Source organism: Frankia sp. CcI49, assembly GCF_001983215.1.
GTDB lineage: Bacteria > Actinomycetota > Actinomycetes > Frankiales > Frankiaceae > Parafrankia > Parafrankia irregularis.
Window position 1 is genome coordinate 160,064 of the sequence record NZ_MOWP01000028.1, and the last position, 24,200, is coordinate 184,263.

The 24,200-nt window shown below is 71.9% G+C and carries 21 protein-coding genes; 5 read left to right on the forward strand and 16 right to left on the reverse strand.

The genetic code is table 11. The annotated features are described in order from the left end of the window. Nucleotides 1-151: 151 nt before the first annotated feature. The 9 genes from CcI49_RS25550 to CcI49_RS25590 form a co-directional block, all read right to left on the reverse strand. Nucleotides 152-1,366: a pyridoxal phosphate-dependent aminotransferase gene (locus CcI49_RS25550; protein WP_054568771.1), complete on the reverse strand. Its 1,215-nt coding sequence runs from the start codon at nt 1,364-1,366 to the stop codon at nt 152-154. Between the two features lie 33 nt (nt 1,367-1,399). Next, on the reverse strand, nt 1,400-2,392 hold the full coding sequence (locus CcI49_RS25555; RefSeq protein ID WP_076830018.1) for a metal ABC transporter permease: 993 nt from the start codon (nt 2,390-2,392) through the stop codon (nt 1,400-1,402). Beyond that, the gene (locus CcI49_RS25560) at nt 2,392-3,357 is read right to left on the reverse strand and encodes a metal ABC transporter permease (protein ID WP_076830021.1); all 966 of its coding nucleotides are present in this window, start codon (nt 3,355-3,357) and stop codon (nt 2,392-2,394) included. The genes CcI49_RS25555 and CcI49_RS25560 overlap by 1 nt, the downstream gene beginning before the upstream one ends. A 16-nt stretch (nt 3,358-3,373) precedes the next feature. Then, nucleotides 3,374-4,285, reverse strand: coding sequence for an ATP-binding cassette domain-containing protein (locus tag CcI49_RS25565; protein WP_054568768.1), 912 nt, complete (start codon nt 4,283-4,285; stop codon nt 3,374-3,376). Beyond that, nucleotides 4,282-5,316, reverse strand: coding sequence for a metal ABC transporter substrate-binding protein (locus CcI49_RS25570; protein WP_076830024.1), 1,035 nt, complete (start codon nt 5,314-5,316; stop codon nt 4,282-4,284). The genes CcI49_RS25565 and CcI49_RS25570 overlap by 4 nt, the downstream gene beginning before the upstream one ends. A gap of 315 nt (nt 5,317-5,631) precedes the next feature. Next, nucleotides 5,632-6,267, reverse strand: coding sequence for an OmpA family protein (locus CcI49_RS25575; RefSeq protein WP_076830027.1), 636 nt, complete (start codon nt 6,265-6,267; stop codon nt 5,632-5,634). Beyond that, on the reverse strand, nt 6,248-6,928 hold the full coding sequence (locus CcI49_RS40810; RefSeq protein WP_076830030.1) for a hypothetical protein: 681 nt from the start codon (nt 6,926-6,928) through the stop codon (nt 6,248-6,250). The genes CcI49_RS25575 and CcI49_RS40810 overlap by 20 nt, the downstream gene beginning before the upstream one ends. 40 nt (nt 6,929-6,968) lie before the next feature. Next, a complete protein-coding gene (locus CcI49_RS25585) occupies nt 6,969-7,178 on the reverse strand; it encodes a hypothetical protein (RefSeq protein WP_158230811.1) in 210 nt (69 codons plus the stop codon). Nucleotides 7,179-7,230: 52 nt separating this feature from the next. Continuing rightward, on the reverse strand, nt 7,231-8,202 hold the full coding sequence (locus tag CcI49_RS25590; protein WP_076830033.1) for a DUF2470 domain-containing protein: 972 nt from the start codon (nt 8,200-8,202) through the stop codon (nt 7,231-7,233). Nucleotides 8,203-8,424: 222 nt separating this feature from the next. Between CcI49_RS25590 and CcI49_RS25595 the strand changes: the two genes are divergently transcribed. Further along, complete coding sequence (locus tag CcI49_RS25595) at nt 8,425-8,751, forward strand: type II toxin-antitoxin system VapB family antitoxin (RefSeq protein WP_006541846.1); 327 nt, start codon at nt 8,425-8,427, stop codon at nt 8,749-8,751. Nucleotides 8,752-8,836: 85 nt separating this feature from the next. On the opposite strand, the gene CcI49_RS25600 is transcribed toward CcI49_RS25595, so the two are convergent. The 4 genes from CcI49_RS25600 to CcI49_RS25615 form a co-directional block, all read right to left on the reverse strand. Next, complete coding sequence (locus tag CcI49_RS25600) at nt 8,837-9,193, reverse strand: hypothetical protein (RefSeq protein ID WP_006541847.1); 357 nt, start codon at nt 9,191-9,193, stop codon at nt 8,837-8,839. A 98-nt stretch (nt 9,194-9,291) separates the two neighbouring features. Next, nucleotides 9,292-11,457, reverse strand: a complete 2,166-nt coding sequence (locus CcI49_RS25605; protein WP_076830232.1) for a primary-amine oxidase — start codon at nt 11,455-11,457, stop codon at nt 9,292-9,294. A gap of 25 nt (nt 11,458-11,482) precedes the next feature. Further along, the gene (locus CcI49_RS25610) at nt 11,483-12,130 is read right to left on the reverse strand and encodes a response regulator transcription factor (protein ID WP_006541849.1); all 648 of its coding nucleotides are present in this window, start codon (nt 12,128-12,130) and stop codon (nt 11,483-11,485) included. Continuing rightward, complete coding sequence (locus tag CcI49_RS25615) at nt 12,118-13,002, reverse strand: MOSC domain-containing protein (RefSeq protein WP_076830036.1); 885 nt, start codon at nt 13,000-13,002, stop codon at nt 12,118-12,120. The genes CcI49_RS25610 and CcI49_RS25615 overlap by 13 nt, the downstream gene beginning before the upstream one ends. Nucleotides 13,003-13,334: 332 nt before the next feature. Between CcI49_RS25615 and CcI49_RS42680 the strand changes: the two genes are divergently transcribed. From CcI49_RS42680 to CcI49_RS25630, 3 genes are all read left to right on the forward strand, one after another. Continuing rightward, complete coding sequence (locus CcI49_RS42680; protein WP_241840239.1) at nt 13,335-14,051, forward strand: hypothetical protein; 717 nt, start codon at nt 13,335-13,337, stop codon at nt 14,049-14,051. Between the two features lie 181 nt (nt 14,052-14,232). Continuing rightward, nucleotides 14,233-14,997 carry a YcnI family protein gene (locus tag CcI49_RS25625; RefSeq protein WP_054568760.1) on the forward strand — a complete coding sequence of 255 codons (765 nt, stop codon included), beginning with the start codon at nt 14,233-14,235 and terminating at the stop codon, nt 14,995-14,997. Nucleotides 14,998-15,082: 85 nt separating this feature from the next. Next, nucleotides 15,083-17,182, forward strand: coding sequence for a copper resistance protein CopC (locus tag CcI49_RS25630; RefSeq protein WP_054568759.1), 2,100 nt, complete (start codon nt 15,083-15,085; stop codon nt 17,180-17,182). Nucleotides 17,183-17,632: 450 nt separating this feature from the next. Here CcI49_RS25630 and CcI49_RS25635 read toward each other — a convergent pair whose 3' ends face one another. The 3 genes from CcI49_RS25635 to CcI49_RS41640 all read right to left on the reverse strand — a co-directional run bounded on the left by CcI49_RS25635 (nt 17,633) and on the right by CcI49_RS41640 (nt 22,524). Continuing rightward, nucleotides 17,633-19,084 carry a hypothetical protein gene (locus tag CcI49_RS25635; protein ID WP_054568758.1) on the reverse strand — a complete coding sequence of 484 codons (1,452 nt, stop codon included), beginning with the start codon at nt 19,082-19,084 and terminating at the stop codon, nt 17,633-17,635. A 338-nt stretch (nt 19,085-19,422) separates the two neighbouring features. Then, entirely contained in the window at nt 19,423-21,168 is a 1,746-nt protein-coding gene (locus CcI49_RS25640) for a trypsin-like peptidase domain-containing protein (protein ID WP_235498175.1), read from the reverse strand. Nucleotides 21,169-22,134: 966 nt separating this feature from the next. Further along, nucleotides 22,135-22,524: a hypothetical protein gene (locus tag CcI49_RS41640; RefSeq protein WP_131831180.1), complete on the reverse strand. Its 390-nt coding sequence runs from the start codon at nt 22,522-22,524 to the stop codon at nt 22,135-22,137. A gap of 51 nt (nt 22,525-22,575) precedes the next feature. On the opposite strand from CcI49_RS41640, the gene CcI49_RS25645 reads away from it, so the two are divergent. Further along, nucleotides 22,576-23,958: a hypothetical protein gene (locus CcI49_RS25645; RefSeq protein ID WP_076830042.1), complete on the forward strand. Its 1,383-nt coding sequence runs from the start codon at nt 22,576-22,578 to the stop codon at nt 23,956-23,958. The last annotated feature ends 242 nt before the right edge of the window (nt 23,959-24,200 follow it).

The window sequence follows — 24,200 nt, forward strand, 5'->3', positions numbered from 1 at the left end:
GTTCTATCCACAGGGCGTGGTCCCTTGTGGACACCGCCGCGATCCGCTGCCGCCTCGCCAGCCCGACCCAGCCTGGTCCGGCCTGGTCCAGCCCGACCCAGCCTGGTCCAGTCCGGTCCAGCCCCGTCCAGCCCGGGTAGGCCGGAGGTGCTCAGGTGCGAGCGTAGGCGCCCAGGAATCGCTCGATCCGACCGATGGCATCGGTCAGGTCGTCAACGCAGGGCAGCGTCACGATCCGTACATGATCTGGATCCGGCCAGTTGAATCCGGTGCCCTGTACCAGCAGGATTCTCTCGGTGCGCAACAGATCCAGAACGAAACGCTCGTCATCCCGGATCGGGTACATCTGCGGGTCGAGCCGGGGGAACGCGTAGAGCGCCCCGCGCGGCGGAACGCAGGAAACGCCCGGAATGTCGTTGAGCAGCTTCACGACCGTGTCGCGTTGTTCGTGCAGCCGGCCGCCCGGCAGCACGAGATCGCCGGCACCGCCGCCTTCGGTGAGTGCGGCCTGCAGTGCGAACTGGCCGGGAACGTTCGCGCACAGGCGCATGTTCGCCAGGATGTTCAGGCCCTCGATATAGCTGGTGGCGTGCTCGCGGGGCCCGGAGAGCACCATCCAGCCGGAGCGGAAGCCCGCCAGCCGGTAGGACTTGGACAGGCCGTTGAAGGTCACGCAGAACAGGTCCGGGGCGAGCGCGGCGAGCGAGTGGTGCTCGGCGTCGTCGTAGAGGATCCGGTCGTAGATCTCGTCGGCGAACAGCATCAGGTTGTGCCGGCGGGCGACCTCGATGATCTCCTCGAGCACCGGGCGGTCGTACACCGCACCCGTGGGGTTGTTCGGGTTGATGATCACGATGGCGCGGGTGCGAGATGTGATCTTGCTGGTGAGATCGTCGATGTCCGGGTTCCACCCGGCGGACTCGTCGCAGCGGTAGTGGACCGCACGCCCACCGGAGAGGCAGACCACCGCCGTCCACAGCGGGTAGTCGGGCGCCGGCAGGAGCACCTCGTCGCCGTCGTTCAACAGCGCCTGCAGCGACATCATGATCAGCTCGGACACGCCGTTGCCGAGGTAGACGTCGTCAGGTCCGATGCCGGTCAGGCCCTTGCCGACCGAATACCGGACGACGGCCTCGCGTGCGGGGAGAAGGCCCTTCGAGTCGCTGTAGCCCTGTGCGGCTGCCAGGTTGTCGGCGACCGCGGCGAGCACCGAAGGCGGCGCGGAAAAGCCGAACGGACCGGGGTTGCCGATGTTCAGCTTCAGGATGCGCTGGCCTGCGGCCTCCAGCCGGATCGCTTCTTCGAGGACGGGGCCTCGGACGTCATAGCAGACGTCAGCGAGCTTGTCGGACTGGGCGAACTCCATAGTGACCAGCGTAGATGCCCTGTCGAAGGATTTTCAGACGGCTACCTTCCGGGCGAGCTCGTTCACCTCCCGCGGGTGGCCGCGGCGATCACTTCGGTCGGTGCGTCCGGTGCGTCCGGTCCGTCCGGTCAGGGTGGCGCTCAGCGGGACGGAGGCGACCAGCACCGCCACGACGGTCAGGACGATGGCGCCGCCGGCGGCGACGTCCCACTGCTCGCTGACGGCTAGGCCGGTCACACCGCAGAAGATGGCCACCGCGATCGAGACCGCCGTCATCGTCGAGGTGGACGAGCACCACAGGCGGGCTGTGGACGCCGGCCCGACGATCAGTGCCACCGCCATGATCGTGCCGACCGCGGGCAGTGAGGTGACGACGGCCGCTTCGACGAGCAGCAGGAGGACCAGGCCCAGCGTTCGCTGCGGGTACCCGGCGGCGGACAGCGCGGTCGGGTCGAAGGCGGCGAGCACCAGCTCCTTGCGCAGCGCCACCAGCACGGTGAGAACGGCGAGCGCGGTGACCGCGCTGACCGCGAGATCGCTGGTCTGGACGGTGAGGACGGACCCGACCAGGAAGGCGCTGAGGTCGCGGTTCGATCCGTCCTCGGCCGACATCAGCGCGACGCCGAGCGCGAACCCGGCGGAGAGAACGACCCCGGTCACGGTGCTGATGTCCCGGCCGCCCCCGGAGCCGCCCCGGTCGGCCGCCGCGCCGCCCCCGGAGCCGGTGCCGGTGCCGCCGCCCGCCGTTGCGCCGGTGCCGGCCGCGCCGCCCGCCGCCCCGACGACCATGACCACCGCGAGGACGACCAGCACGCCGAACAGGCCGGCGCCGAGCACCAGATTCATCCCGATCAGCGAGGCGAGGACCACCCCGGGAAACGTCGCGTGGGTCAACGCCATGGTCAGGAAGCTGAGCCGGCGCAGCACGACATGAACACCGACCGCACCGCAGAGCACTCCGACGATCACGACCTCGGCGAGGGCCCGTCGGATGTAGTCATCCCCCAACGACTCCAGCAGGGCCATCAGGCACCTCCGGACGCGACAGTCGACGTCGCCGAGGCCTGCCGGTCAGGGGGCGACTGTGACCGCGGCGACTGCGATCGCTGGGACGGCCGGGACCGCTGGGACCGGGCCCGTCCCGTGAACTGGCGCAGCGCGCTCCCGGCGAAGGCGAGCGCATAGGCCGCGACCAGCACGAGCACGACCGTCGCGCCCGCCGCGAGCCGCACGTCATGGTTCACCGAGGCCTCGTAGCTGGCGACCAGCCCGAGCCAGCCGCACAGCGGGCCCAGCAGGACGGAGATCACCAGGATGGCGGTGAGCCGGCCGGTGATCAGCCGGGCCGCCGCCGCCGGGATCACCACCAGCGCGATGACCAGAACCGTCCCGACGGCGCGGACCGCGGCGACGACCACCAGCGCGATCACGAGGTTCAGGAGGAGGTCGAGCAGCCACACCGGATAGCCCGCAGCGCGCGCGCCCTCGGGGTCGAACGCACGCAGCAGCAGCTCCTTGCGAGCCAGCGCGAGCACCGCGGCGGCCACCGCGGCGGTCACCGCCGTGACGGTGATGTCCGTGGTGTCGACGGTGAGCAGACGGCCGAAGAGGAAGCCGGTCAGGTCCGAGGTGTACGACTCCCGGCGCGAGACGAGGACGACACCGACCGCGAAGGAGCCGGTGAGCAGCATCGCCATCGCCGCGTCCTCGCTGATCCTCCGGGTTGAGGCCAGCGCGGTGAAGCCCGCCGCGGCCACGGCCGCCACCACCAGCGCACCCGGGACGATTCCGGAGGTGCCACCGATCATGAACCCGACGACGACACCGGGAAAGACCGCGTGGGTCAGCACATCGGTGAGGAAGGCCAGCCTCCGCAGCATCACCAGCACCCCGACCCCGGCGCTCACGGCGCCGAGCAGCAGGATCTCGATCAGCGCGCGGAACATGAACGGCAGCTCGAACGGCGCGATGAACAGATCGGTACCGATCATGCCCGGGTCACGCCGATCATGTCCGGGTCACGATGACGCCTGCCCCGCCGATCTCCACTGCGGCACCGCCGTAGGCCTCGCGCAGCTGGTCGGGGGCCAGCGCCCGGGTGGCCGGGCCGAACGCGATCTGGCGGCCGTTCAACAGGCACACCTGGTCGCTGATGGTCTGGGCGAGTGCCAGGTCATGGGTCGAGACGACCGTCGCCGTGCCGGTGCCGGCCAAGGTCGCCAGCGCGGTGAGCAGGGCCTCCTGGGAGACGACGTCCACCCCGTTGAAAGGCTCGTCGAGCAGCAGCAGGCGTGGCTCGGCCGCGATGGCGCGGGCGAGCAGGACGCGCTGGCGCTGCCCGCCGGAGAGCAGGCCGAAGCGGTCCCGGCTGCGGTCGGCCAGCCCGACGGCCTCCAGCGCGGCCTGGGCCGCCGCGCGGTCCGCTCGGCCCGGCCGGCGGATCCAACCGATTCCGCGGTAACGGCCCATCAGGACGACCTGGCCGACCGAGATCGGGAAGTCCCGGTCGAGGGTGTCGGCCTGGGGCACGTAGGAGACCTCGCGGCGCGCGGCCGCCGGTGCCCGGCCCAGCACGGTGATCGATCCGGAGCTCACGGGGAGCAGCCCGAGCACGGCCTTGATCAGGGTCGACTTGCCGGCGCCGTTGGGCCCGATGAGCGCCAGCGTCCGGCCCTGGTGCAGGGCGCCGTGCACGCTGTGGAGCACCGTGGAACGGCCGTAGGCGATCGCCGCGTCATCGAAGGCGAGCGCGGCGCCGGCGGAAGCGTGGTCGCCGACGGGAAGCCGGTCGCCGGCGGGCGTCTGTTCGCCTGTGGGTGGTTGTTCGCCTGCGGGCGTCAGGTCGCCGGGCGAGGGCGGGACATCCGTGCCCGCCTGCTCAGGTACCGCGACGACGGGAGCGCTGGTCGGGCCGCTCACCGGAGTGCGTCGACGATCGTGTCGGTGTTGTGGCGCTGAGCTTCCAGATAGGTGGCGCCGGCGGAACCGGACGGCCCGAGGGTGTCCGCGTACAGCGCGTCCTCGCCCGAGATCACGCGGACGCCTGCCTCGCTACCGATCGTCTGCGCGGTTCGCGGCGGAAGTGACGATTCGGAGAAGACGGCGACGGCGCCCGAGGCCCGGATCTTCCCGACGATGTCGTCGATGGACCGGCCGGAGAGCTCGGCGGAGGTGTCGAAGCTGGGAATGATCGAGCCGACGAACTCCAGGCCGTACCGCTGCACGTAGTAGCCGAAGGAGTCGTGGTTGGTCACGAGCTTGCGGTGGGCCACCGGAATGCTGTCGATCTCGCGCTGGGTCTCGCTGTCCAGCGCGTCGAGCTTGGCACGGTATGCCGCGAGATTGGCCTGGTACTCCGCCGAGCTCTCGGGATCAATGGCGGTGAGGCCCTTCTCGATGTTGCCAACCATGATCTTCACGTTGCGGGGGTCGTGCCAGATATGTGGATCGCCCTCTTCGTGGTCCTCATGCTCGTCGTGCGCCTCGGCCGCGGCGGCCTCTTCGGAGTCGTCCGGATGGCGGATCGTGACCCCGTCGGCCATGACGACCTCGGTACCGTCGAAACCGCTCGCCGAGATCGCGTCGTCCAGCCAGCTCTCCAGCCCCACCCCGTTCTCGATCAGGAGATCCGCGTCGGCGATCGCCGCGAGATCGGCTGGGGAGGGCTCGTAGTCGTGCGGGTCCACCCCTGGCCGGAGGATCTGCGTGACCTGGATACCGTCGCCTCCGATGGCCCGCGCGAAATCGGCCGCATAGGTCGTGGTCGCCACGACGCGTGGAGCCGACTCCCCTCCGCCCGCGGAGGACCCCGCGCCGGAACCGCCGCAGGCCGCCAGGCCCGCGGTGAGTGCCGTGGCGACCACGGAGGCGGTGAGGCGCGCCCGCCGGGCGGTCGCGGGGCGACGCTTCGATCGTCTTCCGACCGCGGCACGGAGTGAGGCGGGGCGCATGGGAAAATGAAAACGGTTGTCGATCCGGATGTCAAATCAGCGTGGATCGCCGGATCACCCGGAATCTCGCGCGAATGCCGCGGGCTGGCTCTGACCCGCGAGCAGAACCGGCACCAGCGGGAGGCCGCCGCTCCGGTTCCGCGGCACCGCGGCACCGCGGCACCGCGGAACCGTGGTGCCGCCGAGCCGTGGTGCCGCCGAGCCGTGGTGCCGCCGAGCCGCGGTGCCGCGGTTGGAACGGCTGGCCCCGCTTGGCCCCGGCCCAGGTCAGGTCGTCAAACAGCCCGGGGAGAGTAAAGCCGAGGGCGCGCGAGGTCAGCTGGCGGGAAAGCTGATCTGTACTCGCCTGTTCAGCGCGCGGCCGTCGGGGTCATCCGATCCGTCCGGATGGCTGTTCGGAGCGACCGGGTCGGCGCCGCCGCGGCCGGTCGCCGAGACCCTCGTCCCGCCCGGCAGCAGGCCGCGGAGCACGCGGGCGACCGCGTCGGCGCGACGTTGGGAGAGCATCACGTTGTAGGCCGGGGTGCCGAGCTTGTCGGTGTGACCCAGCACGGTGACCGTCTCGGTGCCGGGCCTGACCCGTGGGGCGAGTTTCGTGATCTCGGCGCGGGCGACGTCCGTCAGGTCGGCGGAGTCGAAGGCGAACAGGACATCCGCGCTGATCGTGACGATCAGCTGGTCATCCCGGCGTTCCTCGGTGTGCAGTGGGCTGACGGCGTCGGCCAGATCGATCGTCAGCACCGACCCGGCGGTGTCGAGGCCGCGCACCGACGCGGTGAGATGTTCGTCGGGCACGTCCGCGGATCGCGTCGGGCCGGCGGCCGACGGGCCGGCCGTGGCGCCCAGCGCGCGCGGGCTGCCGGGACCGACGAGAACACAGGCAAGGGCACAGACGGCGAGCGCCGACCCGACGGCCGGCCCGGCGCTCCGGTCAGCGGCTGATCGGGGCATCGTCGACGATCAGCTGGTCGTTGAGATAGACGTCCAGAGCTGTCACGCTCGCCGGCGGCGCGGCGAAGGTGTACGTGCCGGAGACAGCCTCGTTGTTGCGGGCCCGGGTGGTGCCTGCGGCCGGGGCCAGGGCCACTCCGCCGGAATCCTCCACCACCGTGTAGCGGAGCAGGTTCGTGGTGTCGATCAGGGTCACGCTGGCATCGCGCCGGCCGGCCATCTCGTAGAGCGAGATCTCGGTGCCGGGATCGTCTGCGTAGCGGGGGGTGAAGAGCAGATCCAGCTGCAGGAGCCTGCCGTCCACCCGCAGGTCGACGAATCCGACATCGACGTTCCCACCGGCACCCTTGATGCGCGTGGTCTGCGCGGCCGCCGGACTGCCCGGTGCCCCGCCGGGCTGGGCGGAGGCCACCGCCGGCGAGCGGTCGTCGGCCACCGACCCGGTCTGGGTAGCAGGCGTGGCCTTCCTGTCGCCTTCGGCGCCGGCGCCGGCGCCGGCGCCGGCGCCGGCGCCCGAGCCCGAGCCGGAGCCGGACGAGCAGCCCGTGGCAGCGAGGCCGGCGAGCAGCAGACCGCTCAGAACGACGGACGTTCTCCGAGCCGGCTGGGCTCGCCGGGTCGGCTGGTTCGGCCGGGCGCGTCGGAACGGCGGGTGCGGCATCGGACCTCCGGACGGGAGGGGCAGGTGCGTCCGCCGATGATTATGAGCCTGGCGCAGCCCCTCTGGGGCCCGGTATGGACAGTGCCCGTGCCCAGCCGGCGACCCGTGAGTCGAACGGCGAAAGCGCATCCGGTGCGCCGGCGCTGGTGATCTTCGGGTGGGCGGGGCCGCCCTCGGGCGTGCCGTCGACCGGGAACAGCTGGTCGATCACGCTGTCGGTGCTGGCCAAAGCTGCTCCCATGGTCGCCATCGGTCATCGTCCATCGTTCATCGGCGAGGGGCTGCGGCCCGGCTTTGCCGCGTTAGTCGGTTCCGCATGTCGTCTCGTCGGCTCCGTGTGCTGTCCCGTCGAGGAGCAGGCGCAGCTCACGCCCGAGCGAACGCGGCTCGACCAGCGGCGCGCTGAAGGCCACCCGGACCTGGCGTGCGCCGTCGGGGTCGATGCGCCACAGGTCGAGCCCACGGCGGTCCAGTGAGGTCACCGACGCGCCGATGACCTCGAGCGGCCGCACAGGCGCACCGGCCACCTCCTGCGGGGCCCCGGCGGGCGCGACACCGTGTGCCGCGAGCAGCCGCACCTGGGTCGCGTGCTCATCGTTGAGGTGCCGGACCAGATCCGGGGCGTAGGCGGCGATCAGGTCGGGCTCGGTGAGGGCGTACGAGCTGAGATCGACCCGGCGCGCGGGGCCGAGTGCCGACCAGCGGCCGTCCAGCCGAACGGTGTTCGCACGACGTGATCCGCGCCCTGACCGCCCCATCCGGGACCCGCGGGACGACGAGGCCGCCGCGGGACCGGCCGGCCTGAAGCGTGACGTCGCCGTGTTCTGGGCCGCCCGGCCCGAACCGAGCCCGCGATCTGCGCGTTCCGCGCGGTCCGGCAGGCAGATCAGGACGTCGTCCACTGAGAGGGACAGGACGCGGAGATCACTGACATCACCGGCGGTCACCGATATGGTGCGGCCCAGGTCGGCCAGGCGATCGACGAGATCTTCGGTGCTCTCCGGTGCCAGCCGCAACACGCCGGCGAGGACCAGGCGTTCGCCGTTGTGGCCGCAGACGTCGACGCGGGCCCGGCGACCCGCGCCGGCGCAGTGGACCGGAGGGCTGTCCGCCCCGACGATCAGTAGCGGCTCGCCACCGTCGTCGATGAGTCCGGCCCAGCCGCGCACGTTGGCGCAGGGCAGGGTGAGCAGCGCGCGCCGGCCGCCGGYGAGGATCGTCCTCGCCTGTTCGGCCAGCACCGGCATGTCGACGTCCGTGCTGGGACTCGTCACCGGACCTCCTCTGGCATCAGGTAAGGCTTACTTAAGTGGCAGATGCGGAGTTGGTCAAGTCATTCGTCTGGTTACAGGTCCGCATCTCAGATCAACTTCGGCCAGAATTCCCAAGGTCTGCGCAACGCGCGGCTGGAAGGACACCGGGATCCGGCGCGCGGGCGGAGGATTCTAGGCTGTTGTGGTCGGGCAGTCTCACGCCCCCGAGTAAGGAGGTGCCGGGTGATCTTCAAGTTGGTCGGTGACGGTCGCCCGTATCCCGACCATGGCCTGGGCCAGCGGGACTGGGCCGCGATTCCGCCGCGGCAGGTGCGGCTCGACCAGCTCGTGACGACGAAGCGGGTGCTCGCGCTCGACGTCCTGCTGGACGACGACTCGACCTTCTACGGCGACCTGTTCCCGCACGTCGTCGAATGGGACGGGACGCTCTATCTGGAGGACGGGCTGCACCGCGCCGTGCGGGCGGCCCTGGCGCAGCGGACCTCCATCCACGCCCGGGTCCACGTGCACGCCGCCGCGCGGCACGCGAACAAGCTCAGCCACCGCTGACCTGCCACGCCGACCTGCCGCCGGGCGGTGCGGGCGGTTGTGCGGTGCGGGCGGTTGTGCGGTGGCACGGTTGCGTGGGCGCCGGTCAGTCGTCGGTGATCTCGTACTGCACGTACGTGTCGGAGGCGACCTTCGCGAAGATGTACCGAGGGCAGGCCGATCCGGGCCGGTAGGCCGTGATGGGCCGCAGCACCGGTGACCGCATGACCTGCTTGAGCCGGCCACCGGCGCGCTTGCGGGCCTCGGCCCCGGTGAGGTCAGGGGTCTCGCTTCGCTCGTACCACCCGCCGCAGTACTGGACGTCGTGCGGCCGGGACGTCCAGGCCGGCGTGTGGAAGACCCAGAGCAGGTACGCCGTGCGCATGATCAGGACCAGGATGGCGATGATGATCAGAGCACGGACGAGGTTCCCGGCCCGATTCGAGGCGAGAACAGGGCTCACATCTTCCGGAGCCTAGGGCAGGTACCCCCGTTCTGGGGCAAGACATGACCTTCCGGGGCGCGCGTGTCGCGTGGGCCCCGTGTCGCCGGGCCCGCCCGTCAGCAACCGCATGCCCCCTCGGCGGTGCCCCCACCCAGGTGGGATCGCCCGGTGCCCGCGGCCGGCCGGTGCGCTTCGCGGTCCGCTCCGCCGCCCGTTGTGTGGCTCGTTCCGTGGTCCGTTCCTCGGCGTGCGCCGTCGTGCGCGGTCGGAGGGAGGTCCAGCGCGGGGTTGCCGTCGAAGAAGCCGTCCGGGCGCAGCTCGAAGCCGATCCGGCTCACCGGCATGACGGGCCAGTCCTCCGGCCGGACGACGTGATGGGCGCCGAAGCTGTACCAGACGACGATGTCGGTGTCGGCCACCGGCCGGTCGGCGGCGGCGTACCGCGGGAGCCCCGCACCGCCCGCGCTCTGGTTCGGGTAGGCGCCGGCGGCGAAGCGCTCGCTCTCGTCGAAGGCGGTGACCCACAGATTGCGTGCGGCGAACCTGCCCCGAGCGGCCTGATGGGACGCCGGATGCGCCAGCAGCGGGGCCGTGTGGCCGGGGACGAGCCGGTAGGCGACCGGGCGGCCCAGCGGACCGTGCCGGCGGGGATTGGTGATCCGCCAGAAGCGTGCGGCGGCCGGGTCGACCACGCGCTGGGCCTCGCTCTCGGTGAGCAGCGGCGTCTCCTTCGTGCGCCAGGCGACGCCGGTCGGGTTGCCCGGGCCCGGGGGCTCGGGCTCCGAGTCGACCTCGACGACCGAGTTCGGGCCGCCGTCGAGCTCCATGTCCAGGCGCACGTTGAAGAAGTGCTGGTGGTTCGGTCCGTAGAGGCAGGGTGCGACCAGCACACCGTGGGTCGGCGACGCTCCCGGCCGGACCGCGCCGGAGGAGATCACGCCGGTCAGCTTCACCTCGAACTCCAGCGAGCCGTCCAGGTGGAGGTACCAGAAGAACCCGTACTCGTAGTTACCCACCGTACTGATCATCGAGATCACCAGTCGGCGCATCCGCCGGACCTCGACGTGGTCTGTCCGGAAGTCGGTGTGCTTCCAGGCGATGCCGGTGTCCTCCTCGTGGATGCACACCGCGTTCGGGATGGTCACCGGCTCACCCGCGGAGTCGTTCACGACCGCGTCCAGGTAGGTGATCTCGCCGAGGCAGTCGCAGCCCAGCCGCAGCGAGTTCGCGAGCCGGCCGACCCCGTACTCACCCATGTCGAAGACGTTCTTGACGCGGTGCGTCGGCGCCGGGTCCCCGTACGGGACGAACATCTCCGACACCGAGGCCCGCTGGATGAGGGGCCGGCGCCGTCCCCGGTCCACGTAGGCGATCTGGTGCAGGACGAGCCCTTCGCGGGGCGTGAACCCGACCCGGAGCTCCCAGCGCTGCCAGCGCAGAGCATGCCCGTCGAGGGTGAAGGACGCTCCCTGCGGCTGGCTGACCTCGATCGGGCGCAGATCGTCGCGTAGCCGGTCGAACGCCGGAACGTTGTCCGGATCGGCGGTCATCAGCCCCGGGATGTAGTTGCCGGGCCGGGGCGGCAACGGCACGATTCCGTGGCCTGTCGTTCCGTGGCCTGTCGTTGCGTGGCCAGTCGTTGCGTCGCCGGCCGGTCCATCGGTGCCCGCCTCAGTCGTCGCCGCCGCCGCGTGGTCGACGACCTCGACCACGGCCATCGCGTCGAGGTCGACGACCACGGTGAGCCCTTCCACAGGCCGGGCGTAACCGTTCTCCCCAGGGGCCGCCCGGACGAACGTGAGCGGGCGGGCGATCCGGCGCCGCGCGGGATCGTCGTCGCTTCCGGTGTACCCGGCGGACCAGATGTCGATCATGGCGAGCGAAAGGTCGGTGACCCCGCGGCTGGCCATGGCGGCCTGCCAGGCGCCGTCGGCACGGACGGCGTCCTCGCAGGCCAGGACCTCGTCCATCATGATCGACGGCTGCACCCCGGGCACCACGCGCAGGTCGACCACGGTGCCCGCGGTGAGTGAGACGACCGCTTCGTGCGTCCGCCGTGTTCCGCGCTCGTACAGGACGCAGAACGCCTGCCGGTCCGGCGGCGCGAGCGCGTCGGCGACCTCGCGCTCGGACTCGCGGGCCACCAGCGCGGCTTTTGGTGGCTCCTGAAGCTCAACGGAAACGAAACGAAACTCCGGCCCCAGTTGCGCAAACGCACGCAGCAGCGCCGAAGCCCGGCTGATCTCGGCAGCCGAGAGCGGGTCGAGGGGATGCGGCGCCATGGCGACCTCCACCGGCGGGGCTGGCTCAGGAACGTCGCAGATAGGCGAGGACGGCGAGGACCCGGCGGTGGTCGTTGCCCGACGACTCCAGCCCGAGCTTGGTGAACACGTTCGAGATGTGCTTCTCCACCGCTCCGCCGCTGACCACGAGGGCCGCCGCGATCGCCGTGTTCGAACGCCCCTCGGCCATCAGCCCGAGAACCTCGCGCTCGCGTGGCGTGAGCGAGGTCAGCGGGTCGTTGCGGCGGCTGCTCGCCAGCAGCTGGGCCACCACCTCGGGATCCATCACCGTCCCGCCGGCGGCCACCCGCCGCACCGCCTCGACGAACTCGCGGACGTCCGCCACCCGGTCCTTGAGCAGGTAGCCGACCGCCCCCACGCCGTCGGCCAGCAGCTCGCCGGCGTACTGCTTCTCCACGTACTGGCTCAGGACGAGAACAGGGGAGCCGGGGACCTTCTCCCGGGCGGAGATCGCGGCGCGCAGCCCCTCGTCCCGGTGCGACGGCGGCATCCGGACGTCCACCACCGAGACGTCGGGCCGGTGCGCCGCGACCGCGTCGACGAGGCCCGGGCCGTCGCCCACCGCCGCCACCACCTCGCAGCCCGCTTCGGTGAGCAGCCGGCGCAGGCCTTCGCGCAGCAGCACCGAGTCCTCCGCGATCACGACTCGCACGGCAGAGCCTCCTCGTATMCGCCCGGCGGCGTGAGGGAGGTGCCGGGCCGCAGTGTCGCGCCGGTCAGGACGGTGACGTAGATCCCGCAGTCCGTATGCCCGTAGTGACTGGACAGCTCCTTGAGTATCCGGATGTCACGGTCGCCTGTGTCCGGATTGACCGTGGTCGCCGCACAGCGTGGCGTACGGGCCAGGACCCGCACCCGGGCCGCGCCCAGAGTGAACTCCTGGCCGGTCCAGTCGAGCTCGGCCCAGGGCCGGATTCCGTCCACGTAGATGTTGCCGCGGAAGCGCAGCGGGTCGACCGGCTGGCCGATCCGCTCGGCGAGGTCGCGCACCGACGCGAGATTGATGACCGAGACGGCGTGCATGAAGGCCTCCCCGGCGCCACCGGCGTCGGTGAAGCGGTGGTGCCGGCGGGCGGCGACCAGCCGCGGTCGGCCCCCGAGGCCCGGCCCGAGCTGCGACTGGACGAACTCCTCGAACACGGCGCGCCCGGCCGGGCTGGTCAGATCGGCGCGGACCTGCCCGCCGGGGGTGCCGAGGCCGAAGGCGAGCGTTCCGGCCGCAGGGTCGTAGCAGGTGCGGATCCGGGCGATCGCCTCGTCCTTCTGCAGCATGACGAAGCGGGTCTTCGGCAGGAACACGGGCTCGTCCTCGGTGAACTCCGTGCCCGGGCGGGCCAGCGCGAACATCCGGTCGCCGGGCACGCCGCCGCCGGGGGTGAGCGACACCTCGGCCAGTTCCTCCGGGCTGAAGCCCTTCACCGGATATCGGTAGAGGCGCACGACCCGCCCCGGGGGCGGACTCCCGGCGCGGCCCGCCTCGTCACCCGCCTCACTGCCCGCGCCCAGGCCCGCAGCTGTACCCATCAGCGCTCGCTTTCGGTTACCAACACAACGGCGGCCGGGTGCGGCTGGTCGTCACCGCCGGCTCCCCGGTCGTGGTCGAGGGGGTACGAGAACGAACCCTATCTGCGCCTCGGACGAGAGCGACGGGCTGGGAGATCCGGCGCTCCGTGGCTGCCTGAAGTCCGTAATGCCGGGAATCTTTCGTGATTCCGGAGTGCGGTCGGTGTCAGCTACGTCCACCCGCTGATGTCGTGATGTGGTCTTTGCGGACCGCGACGTCCGCACGTGGCAGGCTTGCACCGATGACCGGTGCACGGGGGACAGGCAGGCTCGCGCGAGCGGCCGTGTTCGGCGTGTCCTCGACGTGCCTCGCACTCGCGGCGCACGTCGCCGCCGGCGACCCCCGTCCACCGGTCGTGCTGCTCGCCGTCGCCACCGCGCTGCTGATCCGGGTGGCCTTCGGGTTCGCCGACCGGGAGCGGGCACTGCCCGCCCTGGTGGCGGCCGTCGTGACCGCCCAGGTGCTCCTGCACACGGCGTTCGCGCTCCAGGCGCATCACCACCAGGCAGCCGGGGCGGCCCGCCCGCGGCCGGGCGCCGGTGCCCATCTGCTCGCCGAGCTGGTCCCGGCCGGGCCCATGATCGCTGCTCATGCTCTCGCGGCCGGCTGCGTGGCCGTGTCACTGCGCCGCTGCGAGCGGCGGCTGTGGGCGACGGCGGCACTGCGCGTGGCCGTCGAACGGGTCGTCGCCGTTGTCGCGTTCGTGCTCATGGACGTCCTGGCTCGCCTGCGGGCGGCGGCACGGCTGATGGCATCGGGCGCGGGCACGTGGGCCCGGCTGCGCAACGCCGCTGCCGGCATGGCCGCCGCGCTGGGCCGGGTCGGCGGCAGCGGTGGTGGTGGTGGCGGTGGCCGCGGCATTGGTGGTGGCGGTGGGGGCGCGGGTGCGCGCTGGTGTGCGCACCTTCTCCTGCTGGGAACCGACGCTGGTTGGCGCGGCCCGCCGGCGCGCCGGCCGGGGTCGTGTCCCCGCGCCGGTGTGTCCGCAGTGATGGCGACAGCCCGGTAGCGGGTTCCGCGCGTCCGCCTGGACGGAGGCGCCGCGGCGGTCCGTCCGTGATCAGCAGCTCGATGATCAGCAGCTCGATCGCGCTGCACGGGCCGGTCTGTCGCGCCGTGCCACGGCCCTGGTGCTCGGGTCAACCAGTCCGATCACCCGTGAGGACCAGCCCGGTCCTCGAGGAGGTCCCATGTCTCGCACCACCCGCGCAGTTCGCCTCCGTCGGGGCGCACTGTGCACGCTCGCCGCGGCGGCGGGCAGCATCGCGCTGGCCCTTCCGGCGTCCGCGCACGTCACCGTCGCTCCGGCCGAGGCGGCCAAGGGTGCCTACACCACCCTGACGTTCAAGGTTCCGACCGAGAGCGACACCGCGTCGACCACGGCGCTCGACGTGCAGTTCCCAGCCGACGCGCCGATCGCCTCGGTGACGGTCCAGCCCAAGCCCGGCTGGACCTACAAGGTGACCAAGGGCGCGCCGGCGAAGCCGCTCACCGCGCACGGAACGCAGATCACCGAGGTCGTCACGCAGATCACCTGGACAGCCGAGAACGGTGCCGGGATCAGGCCCGGCGAGTTCGACACCTTCAACGTCTCGGCCGGCCCGCTGCCGGACGACGCCGACCAGGTGGTCTTCAAGACGTTGCAGACCTACTCCGACGGCGAGATCGTCCGCTGGATCGACGTGGCCAAGCCTGGCACGGACGAGCCGGACCACCCGGCACCGGCCGTCACCCTGACCGCGGCCGCGGCTTCGGACAGCGACCATGACGACGGTGCCGCCGACGAGCACGCGGATGCCGGCACCGGGGACTCCGCGTCGGCGGGCGACGAATCTGCGTCGGCATCGGCATCGGATGGCACGGCACGCGCGCTCGGGATCACCGGCCTCGTGCTGGGAGTGCTCGGTCTGGCCGCAGGCGCGTTCGCGCTGATCAGCACCCGTCGGCGGGCCTGATCACCTGGGGTGCCCCCGGCCACCGGCGCCAGGGGCACCCGCTTCGGGGGCACCCGCCCCGGAGATCACTCAGAACGGAAACCTCATGACCGGACCCGATCGATGCGCCAGCGACCACCGCACGCACCCGCGCCGTAGCCCCCGCCCGGGCGGGGGCGGGGGCGGGTTGTCTGGCGGGCTTCGGCGGGTGCTCACGGTCGTGGGGATCGTCGCCGTCGCCCTGCTGGGCACGGCGCTGCCGGCGTCGGCCCATGCCGTGCTGGAGCGCAGCGACCCGGTCGGCGGAGCGGCCCTCGATCAGGCCCCGGCCAGGGTGACGTTGACCTTCAGCGAAGCCGTGTCGGTCAAGTCCGACGCGATTCGCGTCCTCGACGCCACCGGCGCCCGGGCTGACGAGGGCGAGGCGAAGAACGGATCCTCGGCGTCGGAGGTGACGATCGCGCTGCGCTCGGGCCTCGGCACGGGAACCTACGTTGTGAGCTGGCGTGTGGTCTCCGCGGACAGTCATCCGGTCGGTGGTGCGTTCGCCTTCGGCGTCGGCGGGCCGCCCGACGCCGGGGCGGCCGCGGCGCTGCCCTCGGGCGGCGGCGGATCACGAGTGGTCGGCGTGGCGCTGGGCGCGGCCCGGCTGGTGACCTTCGCCGGCGCGGCCCTGCTGATCGGTGCCACCTTCTTCGTGACGGTGCTCTGGCCGGCCGGTGCGCGCCGCCGCGGCCCGGTCCGGCTGATCGCCGCAGGCTGGCTGCTCAGCCTGATCGGCGCGATCGGCATGCTGCTGCTTCAGGGGCCGTATTCGTCGGGTGAGGGAATCACCTCCGTCCTGGACGCCGATCAGATCGCGGTGACCCTGGAGGATCGTTACGGCCAGCTCCTGGCGATCCGCATGTTGGCGCTGCTGCTCGCTGTCCCGCTGCTGCGCCGGGTGCGGCAGCCCGCCGGTGAGGGCGGCGTCGAGGGCGGCGGCGCTGGCCATCAGCCGACCGGGCCGGGTCGGCGAGGGCTGGTCGAGCTTGCCGGGCTGGGGCTGGTGCTCGCGACCACCATGGCGATGATCGGCCACGCGAGCGCTGGCGGGCTGGTCTGGCTGGCGACCGCCTCGATGACGCTGCACACCGCGGCGATGGCGATCTGGCTGGGCGGCCTGTGCGTTCTCGGGCTGTCGCTGCTCGGCCGGCCCAGGCCGCGTCACACCGCCACCGCCGCCACCGGCGGCGGCGCCGAGGGTTCCCCACGCGGTCCCGGCTCGTTCGCCAGCCCCGCGGATCCGGCCGCGGTCTCGTCCGGCCGGGGCGCGGGCGCCGTCGCGGGCACGAGTGCGAGTGCGAGCGCGAGTGCGGAGGCCGTTTCGGCGGCCGGTTCCATGGAGCTACCGGGCCTCAACAAGCTCTACGGCCTCGATGGGCTGGGCGACGGCGAGCCCGTCGAGCCCGGCTGGGCCGACGAGATGACCCGGGTTCTGCCCCGATGGTCCAGGACCGCGATGGTCGCGGTCGCCGTGATCGTGCTGACCGGGATCTTCCAGACCCTGCGGGAGATCGGTGCCTTCGGAGCACTGTTCGGCACAACGTACGGGCGTCTTCTGCTGTACAAGCTCTGGTTCGTTCTCGGTGCGCTGGGCCTGGGCCTGCTGGCCCAGCGCTGGGTGCAGCGCCACTTCCCGGCTGGTTCGGAAGAGCCGGCTTCGGAACATTCGGCCTCGGAACAGCCGGCTTCGAGTCAGGTGGCGCCGAATCAGGCTGTCACGTCGCTTGCCATCGCCGGGCTGCGCCGAGGCGTGCTCTTCGAGATGATCGTCGGCGTCGCCGTTCTCACCGTCACCGCGATCCTCGTGAACACCATTCCCGGTCGGGAGTCCTACGCGCCGCCGTTCTCCAGGACGGCGATCGCCGGCCCGATGACCGTCGACGTCGAGATCGCGCCCACCAGGACCGGCCTGGAAACCATCCGCATCCATACCTATGACCCGCAGGGCCGGCCGCAGCGGCTGGTCGAGGTCAAGGGCGAGCTGAGCCTGCCGGCGGCGGGCGTCGGGCCTCTGGACGTTCCACTGGTGAGGGTCGCGGACGGCCAGGCCGTCGCCGAAGGGGTCGGAGTGCCTCTGCCGGGCCAGTGGCAGCTGCGCCTCTACCTGCGCGTCAACGATTTCGACCAGTACGTGACGACGGTCTTCTACAAGGTGCGCTGAAGCCTTCTGCAGGGTGCGCTGAGGCAGGCCGGGCCGCGGGCCGGCGGTCGAGTTCCAGCTCCGGGCTGCCGCTGCTGCTGCTGAGCAGGATCTCAGGATCGTGGTCGCCGGAGGAGCCCGTAGCAGAATCCTGAGACGCGGCGGATCTGGGCCACCAGCGGATCTGGGCCACCAGCATGGGCCTGGCGGATCCGTGCTGACGGAATGCGAACCCCACCCGCACAGCCGCCCACCAAGGATCCCGCACAGCCGCGCGGCACCGGTAATTCACCTCAAGAGGGGCAAACGGGGCGAAGAGTCGCCTGGTGACCCGCAAAGGTGAAGGATTTTGGTCGTTCCGACGACCAAAATCCTTCACTCTTGCGACTTGCCAAACCGGGCTACCGGGCTACCGGGCGTTCGGAGGTCCGGCGCCCGCGAGGAGACCGGACCGGACCTCGACCGGATGGGTCAGACGGGGACCGGATTGGTCGCCCAGGGCAGGGGGAACGGGAACCGGTTCGTATCGCTGCTCGTGGGCGACGACGACGGCGCCGCAGTCGTCGGTGCCCCGGTCGTCGGCGTGGACGGATCCGAGGTCGGTGGGGCCGTCGGCGTGGTGTGCGTCGTCGTCGGTGGCACCGTCGTGGGCGTCGGCGCGTTGCCGTCAGGCGGCGTGGTCGACGACGGGCCGGTGGGTGTCTGCGCCGGCGGTGTCGTCGGCACCACGGTGGCCGGCGTGGTCGGCTGGCTGGTGGGCGGCGGGGTGGGCGCCGGTGGCTGAACCGTGGCCGGCGGCGTGGGCGCGGGTACGGGCCTCGACGGCGGCGGGGTGTAGGGCTTCGGCGCGTCGACCTCACGGACGATCTGCGTCGGGCGTGAGGTGGCGGGGCGGCTCGTGTAGGCGCCTGCCACCGTCGGCGAGGGCGGCGCGTCCACCGGCACGACCGGCGGTTGGGCCGCGGTCGGCAGGGTGCCTGCGCCGGCCGGGAGCGTCGGAGTGATCGCGACCATGCCGGTGCCCGCGTCGGCCACCAGCTCGGCGCGCCCGGTGGGCCAGGAGATGACGGCGGTGAGCCCGGCCACGGCCACTGCCAGCGCGGCCGCCACCGCGATGGTCGGCCGAGCCCGGAAGTCGGAGAATCCGTTGCCGCGGGCGTTCGAGCCTGCCAGGGCCCGGTCGAGGGCCAGCAGCGGCAGGCCGGTCGCCGACCCGTCGTCGGGATGGTCGCCTGGCGGCGTGACCTGCTCGTCGAGCTGCCCCGCCGGCAGCCCGGTGGAGGGGGAGACGATTGTGACGGCGTCCTCGGGCCCGACGGCGCGCACGCCGGCGCCGTTCCCGCCGCCCGAGGCGGTGAAGGCGACCCGAGGATCAGGGGGCGCACCTGCCGGCGCGCCGCCGAAGGCCGGGGCGTTTCCGGGGATGGCCGCGCCGGGGAGCGGGGTGACGGTGGCTTCGTAGCCTCGGGCGGAACCAGCAGGACCAGCGGAACCGGCGCGCTCCGCGGCCCGCCGGTTCGCGGCGGCCGCGGCGGCGACAGCCGCGCGGTCGAAGGTGCGTTGCAGGCCGGTTCGCAGGCTGGTCGGCGCCGGCACGATGGCACCGTCCAGCAGTTCCTCCGGCGAGACGCCGTGCGGAACCGGGACGCTGCGGGCCTGCGGCGAGCCGGACCAGGCCAGCGCGCTGCCGCGCGCGAGCTCGAGGAGCCAGGGGCGCAGGCGGGTCGGATCGGAGAGGGGATTCAACCGCGTTCGCGCCACCAGGGCGAACGCGGTTCCGGCCGCCGCCCTGGCGACCGTCGGGTCGCCGAGGATCAGCAGGCACATCGAGAAGACGTCGTCGGCGTAGCGGTTGTAGAGATCGTTGAAAGCCTGACGATCACCACGCCGAACACGGGCCACCAGGTCCGCGTCGTCGTTCATCAGCTGCAACTCCCCGGGACGACGTTCCTGGTCTCGGCGCCGGGACCAGGTTTGGCGACCAATGTGGCGCCAGGCCTGGTCACCGGTCAGGCAGGCTCAATAGTAGGAGGTGCCTGATCTGGCCGGGGTGAAGGTTGTGAAGATTTTTTGTCGTCACCTCGACACCATGGTCAGCTTGACGCTGAACATGGTGCCGTATCCCCCTTCATCGGACACCGAAGCAAGCTTATACGAAGGCATCTTCGACACATCCGTTCCAGCATCGCCGGCGTGGCGTGGTCCCGGTGGCTGGTGCGGAAACCGCCGGGTGTTTCCTAAAACCGTCGCCCGGCCGGTGCTCAGGAATTGGGTGGTTGTTCCAGCAGTGTCACGGTCACCGTGTTGGTCTGGCCGTCGCGCAGGTACGTCACCTGGACCTGGTTTCCGATGTCGTGGGACCTGACCGCCGCGATGAGCGAATCGATGTCCGTGATGGCCCGATCACCCACCTTGGTGATGACATCGCCCGAACGGAGGCCCGCTTTGTCTGCGGGGCCGCCGTCGACCAGCGACTGGATCTTTGCTCCGGTGCCGCTTGCCGCCGTGGACCGGGTGTTCTCACCTGCGGTGTTGGCGCTGACTCCCAAATAGGGGTGCCGGGCGGTGCCGGTGTCGATGAGCTGCGCCGCAACTTTCTGTGCGTAGCTGCCCGGAATCGCGAAACCGACCCCGATGTTGCCGGACTGCTGGCTCTCACCGAAGGGCGAGGAACTGCCGCCAACCGTCGCGATGGCGGTGTTCACCCCGATGATCTGGCCCTTGCTGTTGACCAGCGGACCGCCCGAGTTGCCGGGGTTGATGGGCGCGTCGGTCTGGATTGCGTCCAGCACGGTGTTCGTCTGGTCCTGAACAGTTGAGTCGCCGGTACGCACGGGGCGGTGCAGTGCACTGACGATTCCCGAGGTGACCGTGCCGTTGAGGCCCAGCGGGCTGCCCACGGCGACAACCAGCTCGCCGACCTGCAGCGCGTCGGACTGCCCGAAGGTGGCGGCCGGCAGGTCAGTGGCGTTGATCTTGATGACGGCGAGGTCCGCGCTCGGGTCGGTGGCCTTGATCGTCGCGTCGAAGGTCCGGCCGTCCTGCATGGTGACCGTGAGGGTGCCGCCGTTCGCCGCCCCGGAGACGACGTGGTTGTTCGTGAGGATGTAGCCGTCCGAGCGGATGATCGTGCCGGACCCGGTTCCGGCCTCCTGGCTGGATTCCTCCGCGATGGTCACGACGCTCGGGAGGATGGTCTGCGCGGCGGAGGAGACCGTGTTGTCGGCGGCCTCGGAGACCCCGCTGGAGCTGCCGGTCGCCTGCTGCAGGCCCGAATCGGTCGACACGACCGCGGCCGGCGAGTCGTCGCCCGCGACCAGTGCGCCGACACCACCACCGATTCCGGCGGACACCAGCGCGAGTGCCACGGCTGCCGCGATCAGGCGGCGACGCCGCATAGGCGCCGGTGTCGGCGTGGCGGGGGTGAACCGACCGTATCCGTCAGGTCCGTCGGGAGATCCGGGCCCCTGCCCACCGGGTGCGGGCGGCGTGACCGGTGATCCCCAGGAGGAGCTCCACCAGGCACTCTGCTGCCCCGGACCGCCAGGGCCGCCGGGTGTTGCGCCGGAGCCGTATCCCGGCCGCTGCTCGCCTTGGCCCTGGCTCGTGGAGGCCTGCTGTGCGGCCCATGGCGAGGGCTGGCGGTAGGAGGCCTCCGGGTGCACCGGTGGCCGCTCCCCCGACTGCGGGTAGGGGTTGCTCCGCTGGTCGCCGGGCGGGTAGTAGCCACCTGGGACGCCCGGGCCGGGGCGCGGACCGGTCGGATGCGGAGCTGGAACCGGAGCCGGAGCCGGAGTGTGGACGGCGGGGAAGGCACCTGTCTGCTCAGGCCCGGCGGGGCTGGGCGTCGAGGCGGGCGCGCCGGACGACGGCCCGCCCGGAGGCTGCTGGTTGTCGTGCGACCGCGGCTCCATCGGCCCCTCCGAACTAGCCGCCTCGGGCCTGGTCCGCTCCGGCAGGTTGTCGGGCGGTGCCCAGGGAGACCGAGCGTCGTGCGTGGCTGTCATGGTAGGCACTTTCCCCCGGCACCCTGAGCGATTCCTGAATTCCGACCAACGTTCCGCTTAGCCAGGCACCGCGGCGCGTGTCCGATCCACGACATACTGCCCGATGCGTGGGTCAGGCCGGCATGAACCCACCAGGACGGATCGCGCTGTGGCGGCCGCCCGGCACGCAGTCGCCGCAGGTTGGGGGCTGGCCCGGGTGAGGGCTGGGGCGCGTGGCCTCCGTGGTGCCGGCGCGTCGTCGTCGTCCGCCGCCGCTCGGATCCGTCGGCTGCGGCCGGACATCGCTCGCCGCCCGCCGGGATCCCGCCCCCAGTCGCCCGATCTGATCCGCGTGCGTTGCATCGTCTCGCGATGTGGCCCGCCGGATGGTGGTCGCTCATTGATGCGGTGGTTGTGAAGGCCTACTCACAAATGCCTCGGCCGGCGGCCGCGAAGGGGAGGGGCACGGGCCTGGCGGAGGAAGATCTGCCGGCGTGATCGGCTGGCATCCCGGCACGTTTGTGCCACGCTGTGACGGTCCCGTCTAGTTCGTGCTGCTTTCGGGCGAAGGCGGCATGATGTGAGTGCCGGAGCAAGATGTCGTGACATGTCGACCGTTGGATGTGGTCATGATGTCGCTGGGCGGTCATGACCGCGTCGCCCGCCGCGTTGAGCCGGCACGGCTGAGTTGCGTGCCGCGCACGGTGAGCCGCGTTCGGCGTAGGTCGCATCCGGGGAAGGGGGCCCGGCTGTTCGCCGGGATTTCGACTCCGGCTGGCCCGAATGTCAAGGGGGCTCGCGCAACGCACTCGCAACGGCGTGGTACACCGGTATACCGCGCGGGTTTTTCCTGCATGTCCCGGAATCGGAGGTTGTCTGGTGACGGACGGTGCATGGAGGGGAGGCCCTGGAGATCCAGGTCGCCCCGGCTATCGGGGGCACCCGCAGGGCGGCGCGGAACCCGAGGGGTACTGGGGCGAACCCGGCTCACGTGAGCCGCAGCCGCACCCGAACGATTCGCAGCCTGGAGATCCCTATGGCGGCGCTGCGCCGTATCCGGGTGGGCGTCCCGCGGGCGGTGGATATCAGGACGGCGGCTACCCGCCGGGCGGTTATCCGCCTGGGGGGTATCGACAGCCGGTTCAGTCGCAGCCGGGCTACCCACAGCCGGGTTACCCGCAGCAGGGACAGCCGCAGCCGGGCTACCCGCAGCAGGGACAGCCGCAGCCGGGCTACCCGCAGCCGGGCCAGCCGCCGCAGGCCTATCCGTCGGATGGCCTGGACCCCCTGACCGGACAGTTCGCGTCTGCCCAGCCCGCGGGGCCCGGTTATGCCGCGACGGCCGGCTACGCACCTGGCGCGGCCGCCGGTGGCCATCCGTCACCAGGCCCGGCCGCCGCGGATCCGGCGGGAGGCCGGTTCCCCGCCATGGGCCAGCCCCCGACCGGCCCCACCGCCGGTGGCTACCCGCCCGGCAACGGCTGGGACGAACCGACCGACACCCGCTCCGGCGGGACGTCCGTGCGGGGGGCTCTTGTGCCGCGGGCAGGCGCGGCGCGCACGTCACCCCGCCCCCAGGGCGCCACCGGTTCTCAGGGGGCTCTCGGCGCGGCGGGTGCCGCTGGTGCGACGGGTGCGATGGGCGCTGTGGGCACGGGGCAGTGGCCCGTGCCGGCGAACACCGCCGGGACGGATCCGCGATATGGCACCGGCCCCCGTGGGGATCTTCACCAGCAGGGATCGGCGCGTTCCGCGACGGCACCACCGCGCGTCGAACCGGTGGGCGGCGCCGCTCGTTCCTACCGGGACGCGGATCCGGATGGCCCAGGCCGCCGGGATCGCGACCTTGACCGGGCAGGCCAGGAGCGCGGCCTGTCCGGCCGTGGTGCGGATGCGGGCCGTGGCGCCGACCCGGATGGCCGGGATCTCGATGGCCGGGATCTCGATGGCCGGGATGCCCTGGGCGGCGCGGAGCGTGCCGGCACCGGGCCACGCCGTCGCCCGGCGGCCCGTCGGCGCGGTTTCGGCGACGCGGACCTGGGCGACGAACCGGACTTCCCGGCCGAGGTCGGAGACGACGACTTCGAGGACGACTATCCCGGCGGCGAGGACACCGGGCTGGGGCCCTTCCTGCGCCGCCTGGTGATCGCTCTGGTCGTGCTGGGCGTGGCGCTCGGGGTCGGGGTGGGAGCAGGAGTCGTCTGGGAGAAGGTGCGGCCCAGCGGCGACGACACGACGTCCGCGACGGGCGCGACGGGCACCGAACCGTCCGCGACTCCCACCACGGCGGCGGCGGCGACCACCCCGGCTCCCAGCGCCGCTGCGAGTGCCCAGCCTCAGGTGACGGTGCCGGCCGACTGGGTGGCCTACACGGACGCCGTTCAGAAGGCCACGTTCTCCCATCCGGGGTCCTGGAAGCAGCGCCAGGACAACACCGGTGTCTTCTTCGGTGAGCCGGGTGCCGGTGCCGCCGGGACCTCGGCCGAGTACGGCCCGCAGATGATCGGAGTGGCCCGGGTGGCCGGGGCCGACGCCGCCACCGCCCTCAGCAAGGTGCAGGCCGGTGAGTTCGGCAGCGTCAGCGGCCTGAGCCAGGATCGTTCCGGCGCCGCCACCGACTCGTCCGGCGCGCCGACCCAGGAACTCGCCGGCTCATACGACCGGGATGGTCAGCGCGTGTCCTACCTCATGCGCACGGTCGACGGTTCGGGCGCGGTCTACGTGCTCATCGCCCGGGTGCCCGCCGAGGCCTCGGGGACGCTCAACACCCTCATGGCCGCGCTCCGGGCGTCCTTCCAGCCCGTGACCTGACCGGCCGGCGGGCGGGCGGGGAGGTCCGCGCTCCACGAACACGGCCGGACCTCCAAGAGCCCGAGAGCCCGAGAGCCCGGTGGCCCGGTGGCCCGGGTTGGCGGGTCGCAAGAGTGAACGATTTTGGTCGTTCCAACGACCAAAATCCTCACTTCTTGCGGGTCGCCAGGTGAATTGGTGCCCCTTTTGCCCCTTTTGGGGCAATCGCCGGTGCGGCGTGGGGCTGCGGAATCCTCGAAGGG